General features: G+C 70.7%; 19 protein-coding genes. 9 read left to right on the top strand and 10 right to left on the bottom strand.

The window, feature by feature from the left end; genetic code table 11:
• Nucleotides 1-60 precede the first annotated feature (60 nt).
• The 3 genes from thsA to EPL04_RS08175 all read right to left on the bottom strand — a co-directional run bounded on the left by thsA (nt 61) and on the right by EPL04_RS08175 (nt 4,176).
• The gene (gene thsA, locus EPL04_RS08185) at nt 61-1,623 is read right to left on the bottom strand and encodes a thermosome subunit alpha (RefSeq protein ID WP_134670964.1); all 1,563 of its coding nucleotides are present in this window, start codon (nt 1,621-1,623) and stop codon (nt 61-63) included.
• A 114-nt stretch (nt 1,624-1,737) separates the two neighbouring features.
• Entirely contained in the window at nt 1,738-3,150 is a 1,413-nt protein-coding gene (locus EPL04_RS08180; protein ID WP_134670840.1) for a hypothetical protein, read from the bottom strand.
• Between the two features lie 51 nt (nt 3,151-3,201).
• Nucleotides 3,202-4,176 (bottom strand): ROK family protein, encoded by a 975-nt coding sequence (locus EPL04_RS08175; protein WP_134670839.1) that lies wholly within the window; start codon nt 4,174-4,176, stop codon nt 3,202-3,204.
• A gap of 144 nt (nt 4,177-4,320) precedes the next feature.
• On the opposite strand from EPL04_RS08175, the gene EPL04_RS08170 reads away from it, so the two are divergent.
• Nucleotides 4,321-4,719, top strand: coding sequence for a hypothetical protein (locus tag EPL04_RS08170; protein WP_209019596.1), 399 nt, complete (start codon nt 4,321-4,323; stop codon nt 4,717-4,719).
• Here the strand turns inward: EPL04_RS08170 and EPL04_RS08165 are convergent.
• Nucleotides 4,716-5,165 (bottom strand): universal stress protein, encoded by a 450-nt coding sequence (locus EPL04_RS08165; RefSeq protein WP_134670837.1) that lies wholly within the window; start codon nt 5,163-5,165, stop codon nt 4,716-4,718. The two genes, EPL04_RS08170 and EPL04_RS08165, sit on opposite strands and share 4 nt — an antisense overlap.
• Before the next feature lie 128 nt (nt 5,166-5,293).
• Here EPL04_RS08165 and EPL04_RS08160 point away from each other — a divergent pair, with 128 nt between their 5' ends.
• Complete coding sequence (locus EPL04_RS08160; RefSeq protein ID WP_134670836.1) at nt 5,294-6,034, top strand: SDR family oxidoreductase; 741 nt, start codon at nt 5,294-5,296, stop codon at nt 6,032-6,034.
• 20 nt (nt 6,035-6,054) lie between these two features.
• Here EPL04_RS08160 and EPL04_RS08155 read toward each other — a convergent pair whose 3' ends face one another.
• Nucleotides 6,055-6,483 (bottom strand): CBS domain-containing protein, encoded by a 429-nt coding sequence (locus EPL04_RS08155; RefSeq protein WP_134670835.1) that lies wholly within the window; start codon nt 6,481-6,483, stop codon nt 6,055-6,057.
• Nucleotides 6,484-6,607: 124 nt separating this feature from the next.
• On the opposite strand from EPL04_RS08155, the gene EPL04_RS08150 reads away from it, so the two are divergent.
• From EPL04_RS08150 to EPL04_RS08125, 6 genes are all read left to right on the top strand, one after another.
• On the top strand, nt 6,608-7,105 hold the full coding sequence (locus EPL04_RS08150; RefSeq protein ID WP_134670834.1) for a DUF7109 family protein: 498 nt from the start codon (nt 6,608-6,610) through the stop codon (nt 7,103-7,105).
• Between the two features lie 25 nt (nt 7,106-7,130).
• Nucleotides 7,131-7,733 carry an NUDIX hydrolase gene (locus EPL04_RS08145; protein WP_134670833.1) on the top strand — a complete coding sequence of 201 codons (603 nt, stop codon included), beginning with the start codon at nt 7,131-7,133 and terminating at the stop codon, nt 7,731-7,733.
• 141 nt (nt 7,734-7,874) lie between these two features.
• A complete protein-coding gene (locus EPL04_RS08140) occupies nt 7,875-8,657 on the top strand; it encodes a DUF7388 family protein (protein WP_134670832.1) in 783 nt (260 codons plus the stop codon).
• Nucleotides 8,658-8,709: 52 nt separating this feature from the next.
• Nucleotides 8,710-9,255 (top strand): hypothetical protein, encoded by a 546-nt coding sequence (locus EPL04_RS08135; protein ID WP_134670831.1) that lies wholly within the window; start codon nt 8,710-8,712, stop codon nt 9,253-9,255.
• 57 nt (nt 9,256-9,312) lie between these two features.
• Complete coding sequence (locus EPL04_RS08130; protein WP_134670830.1) at nt 9,313-10,032, top strand: fumarylacetoacetate hydrolase family protein; 720 nt, start codon at nt 9,313-9,315, stop codon at nt 10,030-10,032.
• Between the two features lie 173 nt (nt 10,033-10,205).
• Nucleotides 10,206-11,318, top strand: a complete 1,113-nt coding sequence (locus tag EPL04_RS08125) for an NAD(P)/FAD-dependent oxidoreductase (RefSeq protein ID WP_134670829.1) — start codon at nt 10,206-10,208, stop codon at nt 11,316-11,318.
• A gap of 9 nt (nt 11,319-11,327) precedes the next feature.
• Here EPL04_RS08125 and EPL04_RS08120 read toward each other — a convergent pair whose 3' ends face one another.
• Nucleotides 11,328-11,744, bottom strand: a complete 417-nt coding sequence (locus EPL04_RS08120; protein WP_134670828.1) for an Hsp20 family protein — start codon at nt 11,742-11,744, stop codon at nt 11,328-11,330.
• Nucleotides 11,741-11,899, bottom strand: a complete 159-nt coding sequence (locus tag EPL04_RS18715; protein ID WP_167599440.1) for a DUF7559 family protein — start codon at nt 11,897-11,899, stop codon at nt 11,741-11,743. Before EPL04_RS18715 ends, EPL04_RS08120 begins: the two co-directional genes overlap by 4 nt.
• Before the next feature lie 167 nt (nt 11,900-12,066).
• Between EPL04_RS18715 and EPL04_RS08115 the strand changes: the two genes are divergently transcribed.
• Entirely contained in the window at nt 12,067-13,794 is a 1,728-nt protein-coding gene (locus tag EPL04_RS08115) for a radical SAM protein (protein WP_134670827.1), read from the top strand.
• Here EPL04_RS08115 and EPL04_RS08110 read toward each other — a convergent pair whose 3' ends face one another.
• The 3 genes from EPL04_RS08110 to EPL04_RS08100 all read right to left on the bottom strand — a co-directional run bounded on the left by EPL04_RS08110 (nt 13,795) and on the right by EPL04_RS08100 (nt 15,979).
• Nucleotides 13,795-14,412: a DUF106 domain-containing protein gene (locus EPL04_RS08110; RefSeq protein WP_134670826.1), complete on the bottom strand. Its 618-nt coding sequence runs from the start codon at nt 14,410-14,412 to the stop codon at nt 13,795-13,797. It abuts the gene before it with no gap.
• Nucleotides 14,413-14,629: 217 nt separating this feature from the next.
• Entirely contained in the window at nt 14,630-15,046 is a 417-nt protein-coding gene (locus EPL04_RS08105; RefSeq protein WP_134670825.1) for a TRAM domain-containing protein, read from the bottom strand.
• 207 nt (nt 15,047-15,253) lie between these two features.
• Nucleotides 15,254-15,979, bottom strand: coding sequence for a YkgJ family cysteine cluster protein (locus EPL04_RS08100; protein WP_134670824.1), 726 nt, complete (start codon nt 15,977-15,979; stop codon nt 15,254-15,256).
• Nucleotides 15,980-15,993: the final 14 nt, after the last annotated feature.

The following is a 15,993-nucleotide window of genomic DNA, read 5'->3' as shown; positions in this document are numbered from 1 at the left end:
TAGGCTATCTTGGGAAAGCGGCGGGGAAAACAGTACTGCTGTCTCGACGCGACGACTCGCCTACTCGGCGGCGATCACGTCGTCGATGCGCGCGATCATCGTCGCGGCCTCGGTCGCAGACTCGAACGCCTCGCGCTTGACCGCGACCGGGTCGAGGACGCCCGCCTCGACGGGGTCGCCCACCTCGCCGTGCTGGCCGGTGGCGATGACGCCCGCCCGGCCGTCGCGGCTCTCGTTTTCGGTCCGGAGGTCGACCAGCGCGTCGATCGGGTCCATCCCGGTATTCTCGGCCAGCGTGCGCGCGAGCACGTCGACCGCGTCGGCGAACGCCTCGACCGCGAGTTGCCTGCGGCCCTCGACGCCGGCGGCCGCCTCCCGAACCCGGTCGGCGACGACGATCTCGGTCGCGCCCGCGCCCGGGACGACCCCGCCCGCGTCGAGCGCGGCCGCCACGACGTCGAGCGCGTCCGAGAGGGCGCGTTCGAGTTCGTCGACGACGTGCTCGGTGCCGCCCCGGATCAGGACGGTGACCGACTCGGCCGCCGCGCCGCCCTCGACGAACACGAGGTCCTCGTCGCCGAACGTCCGGACGCGGACGGTCTCGGCCCGACCGAGATCCGCGTCCTCCACGTCCTCGACCTTGCCGGACCGGCTCGCGCCGGTCGCGGAGGCGATCGCCCGGGCCTCGTCGTCGTCGACGCTCTCGAACGCGAGGATGCCGGCGTCGGCGAGCGCGGCCGCCGCGCCGTCGGCGATCGAGTCGGTCGCCAGCACCACGTCGACGCCGGCCGCCGACAGCGACTCGGCGTACGACTCCAGTTCGCGCCGCTCGGCGTCGACCGCCGCGGTGAGCTGTTCGACGCTCTCGACGCTGTACTCGGCGTCGATCTCGGCCTCGCGGACCCCGAGCTCCTCGTCGACGACCGCGATGGTCGCGTCGGAGACCTCGCGGGGCATGTTGGCGTGGGCGGGCTCCTCGTCGGTGACGACTCCGGGGACGAGCTCCGTCGCCGACGAGGAAGCCCCCGTCTGGGTGTGGACTCGGACGTCCTCGCGGGCCACGCCGTCCTCGCCGTCGACGTGGCGGATCGCCTCGACCACGACCTCGGCGAGCCGCTCGGTCGTCACGTCGCCGGTCCCCTTGCCGGTCATGCTCGACTCGGCGACCTGCCCGAGCAACTCGTCGTCGGTCTCGGCGTCGAGCACCTGCTCCTCGACGGCTTCGATCGCGATGTCGCGGGCGCGGGCGTACCCCTCGACGATCGTCGTCGGGTGGACGTCGTCCTCGAGCAGGTCCTCGGCCTTCGCGAGGAGTTCGCCCGCGAGCACCGCGGCCGTCGTGGTGCCGTCGCCGACCTCGGCCTCCTGGGACTCGGCGACCTCCACGATCATCTGGGCCGCGGGGTGGTCGATGTCCATCGTGTTCAGGATGGTCGCCCCGTCGTTCGTGATCGTCACGTCGCCGGTGTCGCTCACCAGCATCTTGTCCATCCCTCGCGGGCCGAGCGTGGTGCGTACGGCCTCGCTGACCGCCTTGCCCGCGTCGATGTTCGACGTCTGTGCATCGCGTCCGTGGGTGCGCTCGGTGTCCTCCGCGAGGACGAACATCGGTCGACCGCCCATGCGCTGCTGTCCGAATCCTGACTCCGACATCTGTATCCCCGTTCGAAAAATGAATGAACTTCTATATAAAAGTTTCTCCGGTCGCCGACTCCCTCGCTCTCGGCCCCGGCGAACTCAGTCCCGCAACCGCCGCCACGCGCCCGCCCCGACCAGCCCCGCGAGGGCGGCCGGCACGCCGAAGCCGGGGACGCCCGAGGAGGCGCCGTCGTCGGTCGTGGCGTCGTCGGCGAGCGCGGCCTGTTCGGTTCCTGTCGCGGTCGTGGTCTCGGTATCGCCCCCCGCGGTCGTCGTCAGCGACGGCGGATTCCTCTGCTCGCCGGCGTGGTTGCCGAAGGTGTACAGCGCGCCTCGACTCCCCTCCAGTTGGCCCGCACTGCTGGCGACGAAAAACCGGTCGGTGACCGGTCTCGCCGTCCAGAACGCCGCCTCGTCGGGCTTGCGCCACCACGCCAACAGCTCGGGGTTCGCGGGGTCGGAGATGTCGTGGATCTTGACCCCGCCCTGATACCACGAGGAGAACAGCCGGTCGCCGACGATGTCGAAGTTGTGGGAGGTGGTCCACGTACCGCTGAGGCTTGGGTCGGGGGTCGGCGGCGGGTCGATGGTCGACAGCCGGGTCGGGTCCTCGAGGTCCGAGACGTCCCAGAGTTCGAGCTCGCCGGGGGTCCCGCGGCCGTCGACGGCCCACGCCTCCTTGTTGATCCCGAGTAGCGAGCCGTCGTCGTTGGGCATCGAGAAGTGGTGGTTGCCGGGCTTGCGGAGTATCTGGGCCCGGACCGACTCGTCGGAAACGGCCGCGAGTTCCTCGCGGGACCGACCCCCGACCCGGCCGGCGAACGACGGGGCCGCGGGGTCGCTCACGTCGACGATCCACGTCCCGGCGTCCCACTGGGCGAGGTAGGCCCGTCCGTCGCCGACCCACACGTCGTGGACCGTCCGGAGGTTCGAGGGGGTCTCGGTCCACGCCGACTCGTGGCCGGGGATCGACCACCGTCCGATCTCGGTCGGGTCGTCGCCGCTCACGTCGACCATCACGAGGGGGTTGTCGGCGTTGTCGTTGCCGGTCAGGTAGGCGACCCCGTCCCGGAGAAAGCAGTTGTGGATCGGGTAGTCGGTCTCGAAGAAGGCGACTCGCTCGGGGTCGGTCGGCTCGCTCACGTCGTAGATCAGCACGCCCCGAAGCACGTCGCCGGGGATCGGATCGGCGGGCCCGGCGACGATCAGCCGGTCGCCCTCGACCTTCGCGTCTTGGAGCCCCCGGAGCGGGCCGGTCTCGCGGTCGGCGAGCAGTTCCCGGCGCTCCGCGACGACCTGCGGGTCGTCCGGGCGCGCCACGTCTACGACCGCGAACCCGTCCATCGCGGCGACGTAGACGTACTCGTCGTCCGGACCCGGGACCGCTTCGGCCGCGTTCGCTACCGAGACGCTCCCGTACGGCCGGTACGGGCCGGGGTGGCCCGAGGCGGTGCCGACCGCCGACAGACCGAGCGTCCCGACGATGCCCCCCAGAAATTCGCGCCGTCGCATGCGTCTACCGACGCGACACAGCGGGATAAAAGGGGCGGAGGCCGGCCGTCCTCACGCGACCCGCGAGCGGTCGCCCGTCCCGCCGGTCAGCGCGCTGGCGATGGCGCCTTTCAACACCACGTCGTCGCCGAGGTTCGTCAGTTGGACGTCCGGGACGTTGTTGAACACCGTCTCCCGGAGGCGCTCGCGGAGCGGGTCCACGACGAGTTCCTCGTTGTTGAGCGCGACCGCGCCCCCGACGTAGACGACCAGCGGAGCGTACGCCTGCACGATGTTCGTCACCCCGAGGGTGTTCCAGTGGGCGACCTGCTCGACGACGTGGTCGGCGAACGCGTCCTGACCCGCGTACTCGAACACGTCCGCCGCCGAGAAGTCGGCGGCGTCGATCGGGAGGGCGGTGTCCAGTCCCGGGTCGTCCTCGGCCAGCATCGTCGCGTACTCGGGGATGTTGTTGCCCGAGCAGTACGCCTCCCAGTGGCCGTCGTGGCCGCACCCGCAGGTCCGCCGTCCCCGGGGGTCGACGACCATGTGGCCGACCTCGCCCGCGTTGCCGTCCCACCCCGACAGCACCTCGCCGTCGACACAGACCCCGGCGCCGATGCCCGACGAGATGGTGAGATACACCATGTCGTCAGGATTGCGGTCGCTGTAGAAGCGCTCGCCGATGACCCCCGCCACGGTGTCGTTGTGGAGGTACACCCGGTCGGAGTCGACGAGCTGGCCGATCGGTCCGGAAAGCGGGATCCGGCCGACGGCGTCGGGGAGGTTCGCGGGGCCGTCGACGATCCCCTCCGCGAGGTCGAGCGGCCCGATGCTACCGATCCCGACGGCCTCGATCTCGTCGGGGTCGACGCCGACGGCCCCGCAGGCCTCCCGGAGACACGACAGCACCGCCTCGGTGACCGCGATGCCGGTCGGCCCCCTCGGCGTGTCCGCGCGGTGAACGCTCACCACCGCCCCGTCCCCGTCGGCGACTGCCGCCCTGACGTTCGTCGCACCGAGGTCAACGCCCGCGTAGTACGCCATTCACGCCGGGAAGACGTGACGGCCGCACTTAACAACAATCATTTACTCGGCATCGAGTATGCGATTCCCTCACACCGTCGGGTCGCCGGACGGGCGATTCGAGCAGACGCCAGACCTATGGCCTCGCGCATGTTAGTAAGTGTCATGGATCGCGACCCCGACAGACCCGGCGGCGACCTCTCGGAGTCGGAGATCGAGGCGCTCCACGAGGTCGAACTCGGCCTCGAGTGGCTCCACCGCGCCCACGGCAGTCTCGTCGAATTCCACCACGCGACGGGCCACGCGATGGACCACCTCGCCGACGCGGAGGCGACGTTGCGCGCGAGCGGCTACGACGAACTGGCCGACCGGCTCCGCGAGGAGTTGCTCCCGACCGGCGTGTTCAATCAGACGTGGTCGTACGACGTGGTCGAGACGTTTCAGGACGGCTGTCTCGCGGACGTGACCGCGTTCGAGTCCGACGTCCGCGAGACGGTCTCGGACGGCCGGCGCCACGTCGCCGAGCGCCGCCAGGAGCGCGAGTGGAAGGGCCGACGCGACTAATCCGACCGGACGAACGTGACCGGACACGGCGAGGACAGCATCACGGTCTGGGCGACCGAGCCGAAGACGGCCTTCCCCGTCGGCGATCTGGTGCGACCGCCCACGACCACGCGGTCGGCGTCGACCTCGCTGGCGAGGTCCGCGATGGTCTCGCCGTGAGAGCCGACCGCGCCCCGAACCCGATACGTGATGCCGGCGTCGGCGAGCCGGTCGGTTAGCTCGCGGATCGTGGCGTGGCGCGCGGCCACCTCGTCCGGGCTGATCTCGCCCATCGGATCGTAGTCGAGTCGCGCGACGACCTCGTCGTACTCCTCGTCGGTGAACACATGGGCAAGGATCACCGTCGCGCCCGTCGGTTCGGCCACCTCGGCGACGGCGTCCGCCAGCGTCTCGGTGCGGTCGGCGTCGCCGGGTCCGACCGCGAGCAGTATCGTTTCCAGCGTCATACGCCCTCCTCCGCGGCCCGACCAATTAAGGGTGTGGGACGGTTTACTCGCCGGCGAGTAGTACAGTCGGCCCTCGACCCTGAGCCGGTTCCCGCACACCGATATGGATCGAGCCCCAACCGACGGCCATGCTACGACCTGACCTGTCGGGACGGACCGCGCTGGTGACCGGGAGCGCGACGGGCGTCGGCCGCGAACTGGTGCTCGCGCTCGCCGGCCGGGGCGCCTCGACCGCGGTCCACTATCGGACGAGCGACGAGGCCGCGGCGGCGACCGCCGAGACGGCCCGCGAGCGGGGCGCGCCCGACGCGACCACCGTGCAGGCCGACGTGGCCGATCCCGACGATGTCGAGGCGATGTTCGAGGCGGTCGAGGCGGACCTCGGGACGGTCGACGTGCTCGTCAACAACGTTGGCCCGTTCGCGCCCGACCACTGGGAGGACCTCTCCTACGAGGAGTGGAACACCGTCCTGCAGGCGAACGTCAACGGCACGTATCTGTGCTGTAAACGCGCGCTCCCCGGGATGCGCGACCAGTCGTGGGGCCGGATCGTGAACGTCGGCTACGCGAGCGCCGAGAAGGGGCTGATGTCGCCGAAGAACGCGCCGTACTTCATCGCCAAGCAGGGCGTGTTGATGTTCACCCGGATGCTGGCGGCCGACACCCGGGACGACGGGATCACCGCGAACGCGGTGTCGCCGTACGTCGTCGAGAACTCCGACGAGTTCCCCGACGACCTCCCCCGCGGGCGACCCGCGAGCTTCGAGGACATCGCGCAGGCCGTCCTCTTTTTCCTCGACGAGGACAGCGGCTACATCAGCGGCGAGAACGTCGAGGTCGACGGCGGGTGGCTACCGGAATCGGTGTGAGTCGCGGTCGCTCGGGGCCGCTACCGGTCCGGCGTCCATCCCGATCGGCCCTGCTCCAGTCGGATCGCCTCGTCGATGAGCGTCTCCTGCTCGCGGACCACGTCGGTCATCGTGAGGACGCCGACCACGTCGAGACCTTCGACCGCCGGGAGCTTCTTCACGTCCTCGGCCCGCATCCGCCTGACCGCCGTCCGGACGGTCGCGTCCGGCGAGATCGTGACGACGCCGTCGCTCCCGGCCTTCGTTACCGAGATCTCGCCGAACGGCCGCTCGAAGCGATAGCCCGCCTTGAGCGCGTCGGTCTCGGTCACGATTCCGGCGGGATCGCCGTCCCGGGTGACGACGGCGCTCCCCACGCCCTCCCGAAGCATCACGCCCACCGCGCGCCGGAGCGGCGCGTCGGCCGGGACCGTCACCACGTCGGTCGTCATCGCGTCGCGAACGAGCATACTCCCCCGTGTCGGGGGCGCCGGATGTACGTTTGGGTCGCGGCGTGGGTCGGGACAGAGAGCCGGCGCCGCCGGACGCTTCCCGAACAACTAAGCCCCCGCGAGGACCCTCACCCGACAACGGATGAGCCACACGACGGACGAACTCGCCGGGGTGGTCGACCTCTTCGGCGCGCTGACCGCCGACGAACTCCGGGAGGCGCTCTCGGAACTCGCGTTCAAGCGGGGCGAGTCGGTCGACGACGAGGCGCTGACCGCCGAGATCGAGCGCGCGCTCGCCGACTACCACCTCGTCGAGATCGACCGCGACGGCGACCGCCTGCTGGTCGCCGGCCCGGCCGCCTTCCCCGCGGTGCCAGAACACGGTCCGGACCTGCCCCACATCATGGACGTGCCCGACCGCGACCTCGACCGCGAGGCGGTCGGCGAGGCGGTCGCCGACCGACTCCGCGAGGAGAGCCGGACGGTCGCCGCGGCGGGCGAGACCGACCGCGCCGAGCGACTCCTCGACGTGAGCTACGACCTCGAAGCGTGGGCGCCGGTCGGGGTCGCCGACGTGCGCGAGACGCTGGATCGGGCCTTCGAGTCGCCCGGCACCGACTGCGCCGAACGCACGAATTAAGGCCGGCGAGTCCGAGGTTCCGGATATGGAACTGGGCCGCGTGACCGAGTACGTCCCGCGAGCGGTCACCGACGAGGAGCGCAACGCGGCGGTGTTAGCGCCGGTCGCGGTCCGCGACGGCGAGCCCCACCTCGTGTTCACCAAGCGCGCGGACCACCTCGGCGAACACGCCGGCCAGATGAGCTTCCCCGGCGGCGGTCGCGAGCCCAGCGACGAGGATCTGCTGGCGACCGCGCTCCGGGAGGCCGACGAGGAGATCGGACTCGGGCCCGACGAGGCCGACGTCGTGGGGCGACTCGACGACATCCGGACGACCACCCGGTACGCGGTCTCGCCGTTCGTCGCGCGGGTGCCCGACCGACAGTACACCCCCGACGAGCGCGAGGTCGCCGAGATCGCGGTCCTGCCGGTCTCGGGGCTGGTCGATCCCGACAACTACGAGAACGAGCGCCGCGAGCACCCCCAGTACGGCGAGGCGATCGTCCACTTCTTCCGGGTCGACGGCTACACCGTCTGGGGCGCGACCGCCCGGATCCTCGTCCAGTTGCTGGAGCTTGCGACCGACTGGCGCGCGCCCGAGACGATCGACCGAGTGCTCGACCCCGACGCCGACGTCGGGCGGCGCTGACACCGCCGGGCCGGTAAGAACCGACAGTGCCGACACGCTTTTGAGTCCTCCCGGGGTACGGTGGGGTACATGGTCGCACAGACGATGGATCGCGTTCCGCACGAGTCGTAGAGTTCTCACTGTTACTGGCGGTGGTCGCGCGTGCTGACTACTGGCGAGTCCGTCGCGACGACCGGGCTCGACGCCGTCGCGCTCAAGCCCGCCGAGTGCGACGTCTCGCGCGCGCTCGACCTCCCGTTCGAGAGAGTGACGATAGATTACGAGGGCCGCGAGCACCGCCCGAGCGAGGAGACGCTCGCGGCCCTCGCCAGCGAAAAGACGGTCCGGCTCACCACGCCGGTCCGGGCCGCGGGGTACGATCCCCTCGGCGACGACGCCCTCTACGGAGCCATCCCCGAGGGCGTCAAACGGGTCGCGGTCGCGGGTCACGCCGCCTACCTCACCGACGAGGAGCGATCGAAGGCGGTCGCGCCCCGGCTCGGGGCGGCTGTCGAGCGCGCACCCGACGCGTGGGTCGGCACCGAGGGCGTCGAGCGCGTGGCGCTCGCGACCGGGGCGACGCAGTTCGAGCTCCTGTCGCGGTCGACCGAGCGCGACCTCCGGGCACTCCGGGCAGGGGGCTTCGACGGCGAGGTCGCGGTGTACGTCCCGACGGTCCTCACCGACGACGACGATGCGGTGCTCGACGCCGTCGGCGCGTACGCGGCCCGGCGCGGGCCGGTCGCGAGCGCGCTTCCCGAGGGCGCCGCGACCGACCACACGGCGTCGGGACGGGCCCGCGAGGTCCTCACGGCGGCGACCCGCGACTACGCGCTGGTCGGCACCCCGACGGCGGTCGGCGAGCAGGTCGCCGCGCTGAAGGAGGCCGGCGCCGACCTCGTGGTCGGCTACCCCGCCCGCGGCGTCGAGGCGTTGGTCTCCTGACGCTGGCGGGGGTTTCCGAACACGGATGGGGCCCGAGCCCGTACCCCGCCCTATGCCCACCTTCGTCGCGGAGATCCAGTCGGTCGGCGACCCCGCCGACTTCCGACGGCGCATCGCCGAACGCATCGAGACGGTCGGCGACGCGGTCGCGGTCCTCGAAGACTGGACCGAGTCCAGCCGCGAGACCAGGACCGAACTCGCCTCGAAGTACGACACCGCCAAGTCGCTCGCCAGAGACGAGGTCGCCGAGGACGGCGACGGGGAAGACGACGCCGCCGACCTCCCGGCCGAGGACCTTCTCACCCACCCTGCGGTCTCGGACGGAACCAAGCGGCGCCTCCGGGAGTACAGCACGAAGCTCTACGTGTTCCTCGACGAGGAGCGCTCTTACGAGGGTGCTCGCGAGGAGCTTTTGACCGCCCTCGACGCCGAACTCGGCCTCTATCGGCGCCTGCTGGAAGCGGTCGGCGCGGACGAGACGGTCCGGGACGGCCAGGCGGCGATCGCCCGGTTCGCCCGCGAGACGGCGCCGGGCTCGCCGACCCAGACCGCGACCGAACTCCTGCTCGAATCGGCGGTCGACGATCGGCCCGACTAGGGCCGAGCGCCGGCGCGGGTCGGTACCCCTTTGGCGGTCGGTTTCGAACGCGGTCGTATGCGACTCGCACGACTGCTGACGCCGGACGGACCGGTGAGTGGGACCTACGACGACGGCGTCGTCCGCGCCGACGACGGCACCTACGAGGTCGGAACTGACGGCCGGCTCCTGCCGCCCTGCGAGCCCTCTGCGGTGTACTGCGTCGGGCGCAACTACGCCGAGACGCTCGATCAGATGGAGTACGAGCGCCCCGAGGAGCCCGACTTCTTCGTGAAGCCGCCCGCCTCGCTGGTCGGGCACGGCAGACCGATCCCGTACCCCGAGTTCACCGACGAGCTGACCTACGCCGGCGAGCTCGCGGCGGTCATCGGCGAGCGGTGTCGGGCGGTCGCCCCCGAGTCGGTGCCCGAGGTGGTCCGGGGGTACACCGTGATGAACGACGTCGACGCCCTCGACCAGCAGGGCCGGACCGCCCGGAAGGCCTTCGACGCCTCGGGGCCGCTCGGCCCGTGGATCGAGACGGACATCGACCCGACGGACGTCGACATGCGGACCGACGTGGGCGGCGAGCGCCGACAGGAGGCCAACACAGAGCTGATGCTGTTCGACCCCTACGAGATCGTCTCGTACCTCTCACGGCGGTTCACCTTCCGGCCCGGCGACGTGGTCGCGTTCGGGAGCCCGGCCAACCCCGGGCTGGTCGAGCCCGGCGAGACCGTCGAGATCACCTACGAGGGCGTCGGGACGCTCCGGAACCGCGTGGTCGCCCCGGAGTGAGACCGGCCCCACTCACACTGACCGACGCCGTCCGATCGGGCGTTCGGCCTCGAGAGCCGATTTTCCGGCGGGCGTACGCCTAAGTGCCCGCACTTCGTCGGCTCGACCATGCGCCGAGTCCGAGACACAGACCGAGCACCGAGCGCGACCGCCGTCTCGCCCCGGAGGCGACCATGAGAGTCGCAGTCGTCGGCGGCGGCGCCGTCGGCACGACCGCCGCCTACGACCTCGCCGACCGCGGCGCGTCCGTGGTCCTCTACGAGAAGGGAGAGATCGGCGGCGCGTCGACCGGCCGGGCCGCGGGCGTCCTCTACGACGCGTTCGCCGCGCCCGAGGACGCCCGCGTCGGCGACCGTGCGATCGAGCGCTTTCGGGCGTTCTCCGGCGAGGGCGAGTTCGAGTTCCGCGAGACGCCGTACGTCTTGCTCGCCCGCGAGGGCGACCGGAAGCGCGCCGATGCGATCCGCGAGCAGGTGCCCCGGATGCGCGAGGCCGACCGCGAGGTGGCGTTCGCCGACCCCGACGAGCTCCGCGACCGGTTCCCGGCGGTCGAGTGGGACGACGTGGGCGTCGCGGCCGTCGCGGAGAACGCCGGCTGTACCCTGCCGGGAGCGTACGCCGACCTGCTGGCCGAGAAGGCCCGCGAGGCGGGCGCGGAGATCCGGACACACACCGCCGCCCGGCTCGACCCCGACGGCCCGAGCGTCGAGACCGACGCGGGGTCGGCGTCGTTCGACGCGGTGGTGGTCGCGGCGGGCGCCCACACCAAGCGACTGCTCGCGGCGGCCGGGATTTCGGTCCCGCTCAAGCCCTACCGGGTGCAGGCGCTCACCGCGGGCTTCGACGACGAAAAGGGCTCGCTCCCCATGGTCTACGACGCCACCGAGGGGTACTACCTCCGGCCCCATCCCGACGGACTGCTCTCCGGGGACGGCACCGAGGAGGTCGAGAGCGACCCCGACGAGTGGAAGCGAGACGCCGACGAGGCGTTCGTGGACGCGACCCGCGAGCGACTCGACCACCGCGTCGGCGACTTCGGGCCGGTCGAAGACGCGTGGGCCGGCCTCTGCGTGGCGACGCCCGACCGCGACCCGCTCGTCGGCGAACTCCGCGACGGGGTGTTCGTCGCGGCCGGCTGGCAGGGCCACGGGTTCATGCGAGCCCCGGCGCTCGGGGAGGCGGCCGCCGAGGCTGTCCTCGGCGACAGCCCGGTCCCGGAGTTCGATCCGACGCGGTTCGACGGCGACGAAGCGTTCGAGATCGTCGAGGGGATGGCGGTCGACTGACCCGCCCGGTCAGGCTTCGACCGACTCGGTGGGCGAATCGTCGGACGACGCCTCGCGCTTCGGGACTTGGACCTTGAGCGTCCCGCTCTCGGCCAGCGTCGCGGTCGCGGCCTCGGCGTCGACGACGGCGTCTGCGGGGAGTTCGGCCTCGCCGTCGAGCGAGAGCCCGCGACCCGGGAACACCATCTCGAACCCCTCGTGGAACTCCCGGAAGCGGTCGATGCGCACGAGGACCGAGCCGTCGGCGTACCGGACCTGCACGTCGCTACCGGTCGCGCCCGGCGCGTCGAACACGACGAGGTAGGCGTCGTCGCTCTCGAGCAGGTCGACCGGGAGGGGTTTGGACTCGTGGATCTTGCTCGCGCCGCGGCCGACCCGGCGGAGGACGGCGCCGCCGACCGACCGACCGAGTTCCCGGACGTTCATAGCTCGATTTCGTCGAGCGAGTCGGTCTGGGCGCAGTACGGACACTGGAAGTCGGAGACGCCGGTCTCCTCGGGCATGTCGTAGGTGTAGTGCAGTTCGAACATGTCGAGTTCGCAGTCCTCGTTCGTGCACTTCACTTCGAGGGTGGCAGGCATACGCTGAACCTAACGCCTGCGCGACTATAAACACGCGGGCTTCGGCGAGTCCACGCTGCTCTCGGCCGGCTCCGGCCCCGGGGCCGGTCCGCGGTCGGGACGCCCGTCGGGCCCGGCGCCCCGAGCGTGTAGTCACTGTTTTACCCGTCGGCGGGCAATGTGACTACATGACCGACCTCGCGGACCTCGACGTGACGCTCGTGGACGGGTACGTCGACGAACCCGCCCACTTCGGCGTCCCGCCGTACATCTCGACGTACCCCCGATACACCGCCGGGGCGATCGTGGACGCGGGCGTCCCCGAGGCCAACGTCACCTACCACACCATCGACGAACTCCGCGACGACAGCGCGCGGTGGCGCGACGTGGAGGACGCCGACCTGTTCGTCTACCTCGGGGGCATGACCGTCCCAGGCAAGTACGTCGGGGGCACGCCCGCCGAACCCGACGAGGTGCGAAAGCTGGCGTGGACCGCCGACGGGACCAGCCTGATGGGCGGTCCCGTCAAGTTCGGCGTCGGCGACGAGAACGCCGGCGGCACCGAGACCGAGCGCGACGACCTCGACTTCGACTTCGTGGCGAAAGGCGACGTGGAGGCCGCCGCCTACGACCTGCTCGACAGCGGGTTCGAGGGGTTCAACAACCGGATGCGCGACAACGAGGAGATCGACCGGTGGGCCGCGAAGGGGGCGTTCGTGATCGAACACCACCCCAACCACCCCGAGTACCTCATCGCCGAGATGGAGACCTCCCGGGGGTGTCCCTACCGGTGTTCGTTCTGCACCGAACCCCTGTACGGCAACCCCTCGTTCCGGCGGCCCGAGTCGGTCGTCGCGGAGGTCGAGACCCTCTACGACCGCGGGGCGCGCCACTTCCGGCTCGGCCGGCAGGCCGACATCCTCGCGTACGGCGGCGACGGCGAGAAGCCCAACCCCGACGCCCTCCGCGAGCTCTACGGCGGCATCCGGTCGGTCGCCCCCGACCTCGAAACCCTCCACCTCGACAACATGAACCCCATCACCGTGGTGGAGTGGCCCGAACTGGCCCGGGAGGGCATCAGGGTGATCGCCGAGCACAACACGCCGGGCGACACCGCGGCGTTCGGCCTCGAATCGGCCGACCCCCTCGTTCAGGAGGAGAACAACCTCAACGTCACCGCCGAGGAGTGTTTCCGGGCGGTGGAGATCGTCAACGAGGAAGCGGGGTGGCGGCCCGGAGAGGACCCCGAGAACGCTCCGACGCACGGCGAGGACGCCGCGAACCGCCTCCCGAAGCTCCTGCCCGGCATCAACCTCCTCCACGGGCTGAAAGGCGAGCGCCGCGAGACGTTCGAGCACAACAAGGCGTTTCTCGAACGGGTGTACGACGCCGGCCTGATGCTCCGGCGTGTCAACATCCGGCAGGTGATGGCGTTCGACGGCACCGAGATGAGCGACGTGGGCGCGGACATCGCCAAGGACCACAAGAAGCTGTTCAAGCAGTACAAGACCGAGGTCCGCGAGGAGATCGACAACCCGATGCTCCGTCGGCTCGCGCCGGCGGGGACCGTCCTGCCCGACGTCCACCTCGAATACCACCGCGACGGCCGGACGTTCGGTCGACAGCTCGGCACCTACCCCCTGCTCGTGGGCATCCCGGGCGAGCGCGAACTCGGCCGGACGATCGACGTGGCGGTCGTCGACCACGGCTACCGGTCGGTGACGGGCGTGCCGTATCCGCTCGATCTCAACAGCGCGACGATGGACGAACTCACCGCGATCCCCGGACTCGGCACTCAGCGGGCGGGCAACGTCATCGTGAACCGGCCGTACGAGTCGCCGACCGAGCTCTCGGCGGACGTGAGCGTGAATCTCGACTCGTTCGCGACCGCGGAGAACCCGGAAGGCGCGGACTGACTACCCGACTCGCGCGACGATCTTTCTGGCGACGATGCCTGTCGAGACCGAACAGCCGACGTACCACGCGAGCCACACCTGGAGCGGGCCGACGATCGTCGCGGTCCACGCGACGTGTCCCACGACGGGGAGCGCGAGCGCGGCGGGCGCGACGGCGGCGCTCGGCGCCAGAAACACCCACCGCAGGTAGAGGAACGCCGGCACCGAGACGAGCATGCTCCAGACCATCGGCCGGAACTGAGTCTTCATCTGGGCCAGCCAGTCGCCCATCAGCTCTTGCTGTTCGGCGCGCAGTTCCTCGACGGCGTCGTCGTCACCGCGGTCCCGGGCGTTCTCGACGCGGTCGCGGATCTCGGTCATCCGATCGCGAAGCTCCGCCATCCGCTCTTGGTTCCGGAGCTTCGCGTTGAGTAGCGCCGACGACAGCCCCGCGGTGCCCGCAAGCAGGAAGACGAGCACCGAGAAGGGGACGAACGACGCCGCCGGCGCGAGCGCCGCCTGCATCCCGGCGCCGACGGCGGTCCCGATCGGATCCACGAAGTACCCAGACAGCATGACGAGCGCGCCGACCCCGGCGAGCTTGTCGCGTGCGGTCCACCCCGTCGATTCGGTTGCCATACCAACAGGTTCCGGGCGAAGCGTTATCAATGCTTTCCCGCCACGGGGGCGTCGGCCCGTCGGGACCAGATCGGCCGCGACGGCGTCCCACGCGTCGTTTCGGTGTCGGCGACGAGTCCGACCGGGCCGACCGCGAGCGAAGGTCGGCGGTGGCTCTCCGACGGGCGTCCCAAAGAAAACCCCGGGACGCGCTCGCGGCTCCGATCGCGAGCGAGCCCTAGAACTCTTCTTCGATGATCTCGCCGACCGCGAAGTTCGACTTGACTTCGGTGATCTCGACTTTCACGCGCTCGCCGATCTCGGCGTCGGGGACGATGATGACGTACCCGCGCTCGACGCGGGCGATGCCGTCGCCCTGCTTGCCGATGTCTTCGACCTCGACGTAGCGAATTTCGCCCTCCTCGACGGGGGGTTGCGGTTCCGACGACGTGGAAGTGCCGGAGCTTTCGCTCTTCGAACTCGACTCGGCGCTCGACGACTCGGAGTCGTCCGCGATGAGTGCGACCCGATAGGTCTCGCCCGGCTCGACCGAGCCGGTTTCGATCTCGCGACGCGGCACCTCTACGACGTACTTGTCGTCCTCGATAGTGACATCAGCACTGAACAGACACAGGAGTTTGTCAGAGATCTCCAAGGTTATATGCCTCCGTTCGGACGCAAGGGAGTAGGCCATAAAGAACTTTACCACCGAACTTTCAAATCCCCGAGAGTATCTCGCCGAACGAGCGCCGCCGGGCGGCCCAGCCGCGGCCAGCGAGCGCCTGTCGGCAGTTCCGCGACCCGGCGCGACTCGCGGCCGGACTGTCAGATGCCGGAGTTGAACGGCGATCGGCGATCGCTCTCAGCCGTCGTAGGTCGAGCCGTCCGGTCGTTTGGCGCCCTCCGAGTCGTGGACGACCACGCCCCCGTCGGGGTCGATCGGCTCGTAGGCGTCCCGGACGCCGATCGCCTCCCGTAGCTCCCGGACCGCTCGGGCCTTGAGCGCCGCCGCGAGCTCCTCGGCGTCCTCGCGGGAGATCTCCCGGCCCAGCCCCTCACACTCGTGGGCCCGTACCGCTCCGGCCTCGTCGTCCCCGGTCGCGTCCGTCCGGTCGCCCAGCGCGACACTGTCGACCGGTTCGCCCATCGGTTGGCTCGTCCCCCCGAGCGCGACCGAGAAGGGGTAGGTCTCGCAGATGAGCGGGCGGTCGGCGTGGACCGAACACGCCCCGGTGCCGTCCTCGCTCTCCTCGTAGAACGTGCAGTCGCCGCAGGCGTCGGTCTGGAGCGCCCACTCGAACGTCTCGCCCGCGCCGTCCTCGACGCCGTACGGCATGGGACGGGCGACGTCTCGCCACTCGCGGGGAGCGTCCGGGAGATCGTTCGAGCCGTCGGGGTCCCGACTCGGGGCGTCCTGAAGCGCCCGCACCTCGTCGGGGAAGACGGTCGCGGTGTGGGGATCGTCGGCCTCGGACTTACAGCACGCGCCACACCGCGTACACTCGAACCCGATCGTCTCGATGGCGTCGGCCAGTTCGGCGACCTCGAGCCCGCGGGCGCGTTCGAGTTCGGCTTCGAGACTCTCCACGCCTCACACTTGGG

The organism is Halorussus marinus (genome assembly GCF_004521895.1).
GTDB classification, from domain to species: domain Archaea; phylum Halobacteriota; class Halobacteria; order Halobacteriales; family Haladaptataceae; genus Halorussus; species Halorussus marinus.
This window is presented reverse-complemented; position numbering and strand designations above follow the sequence as displayed.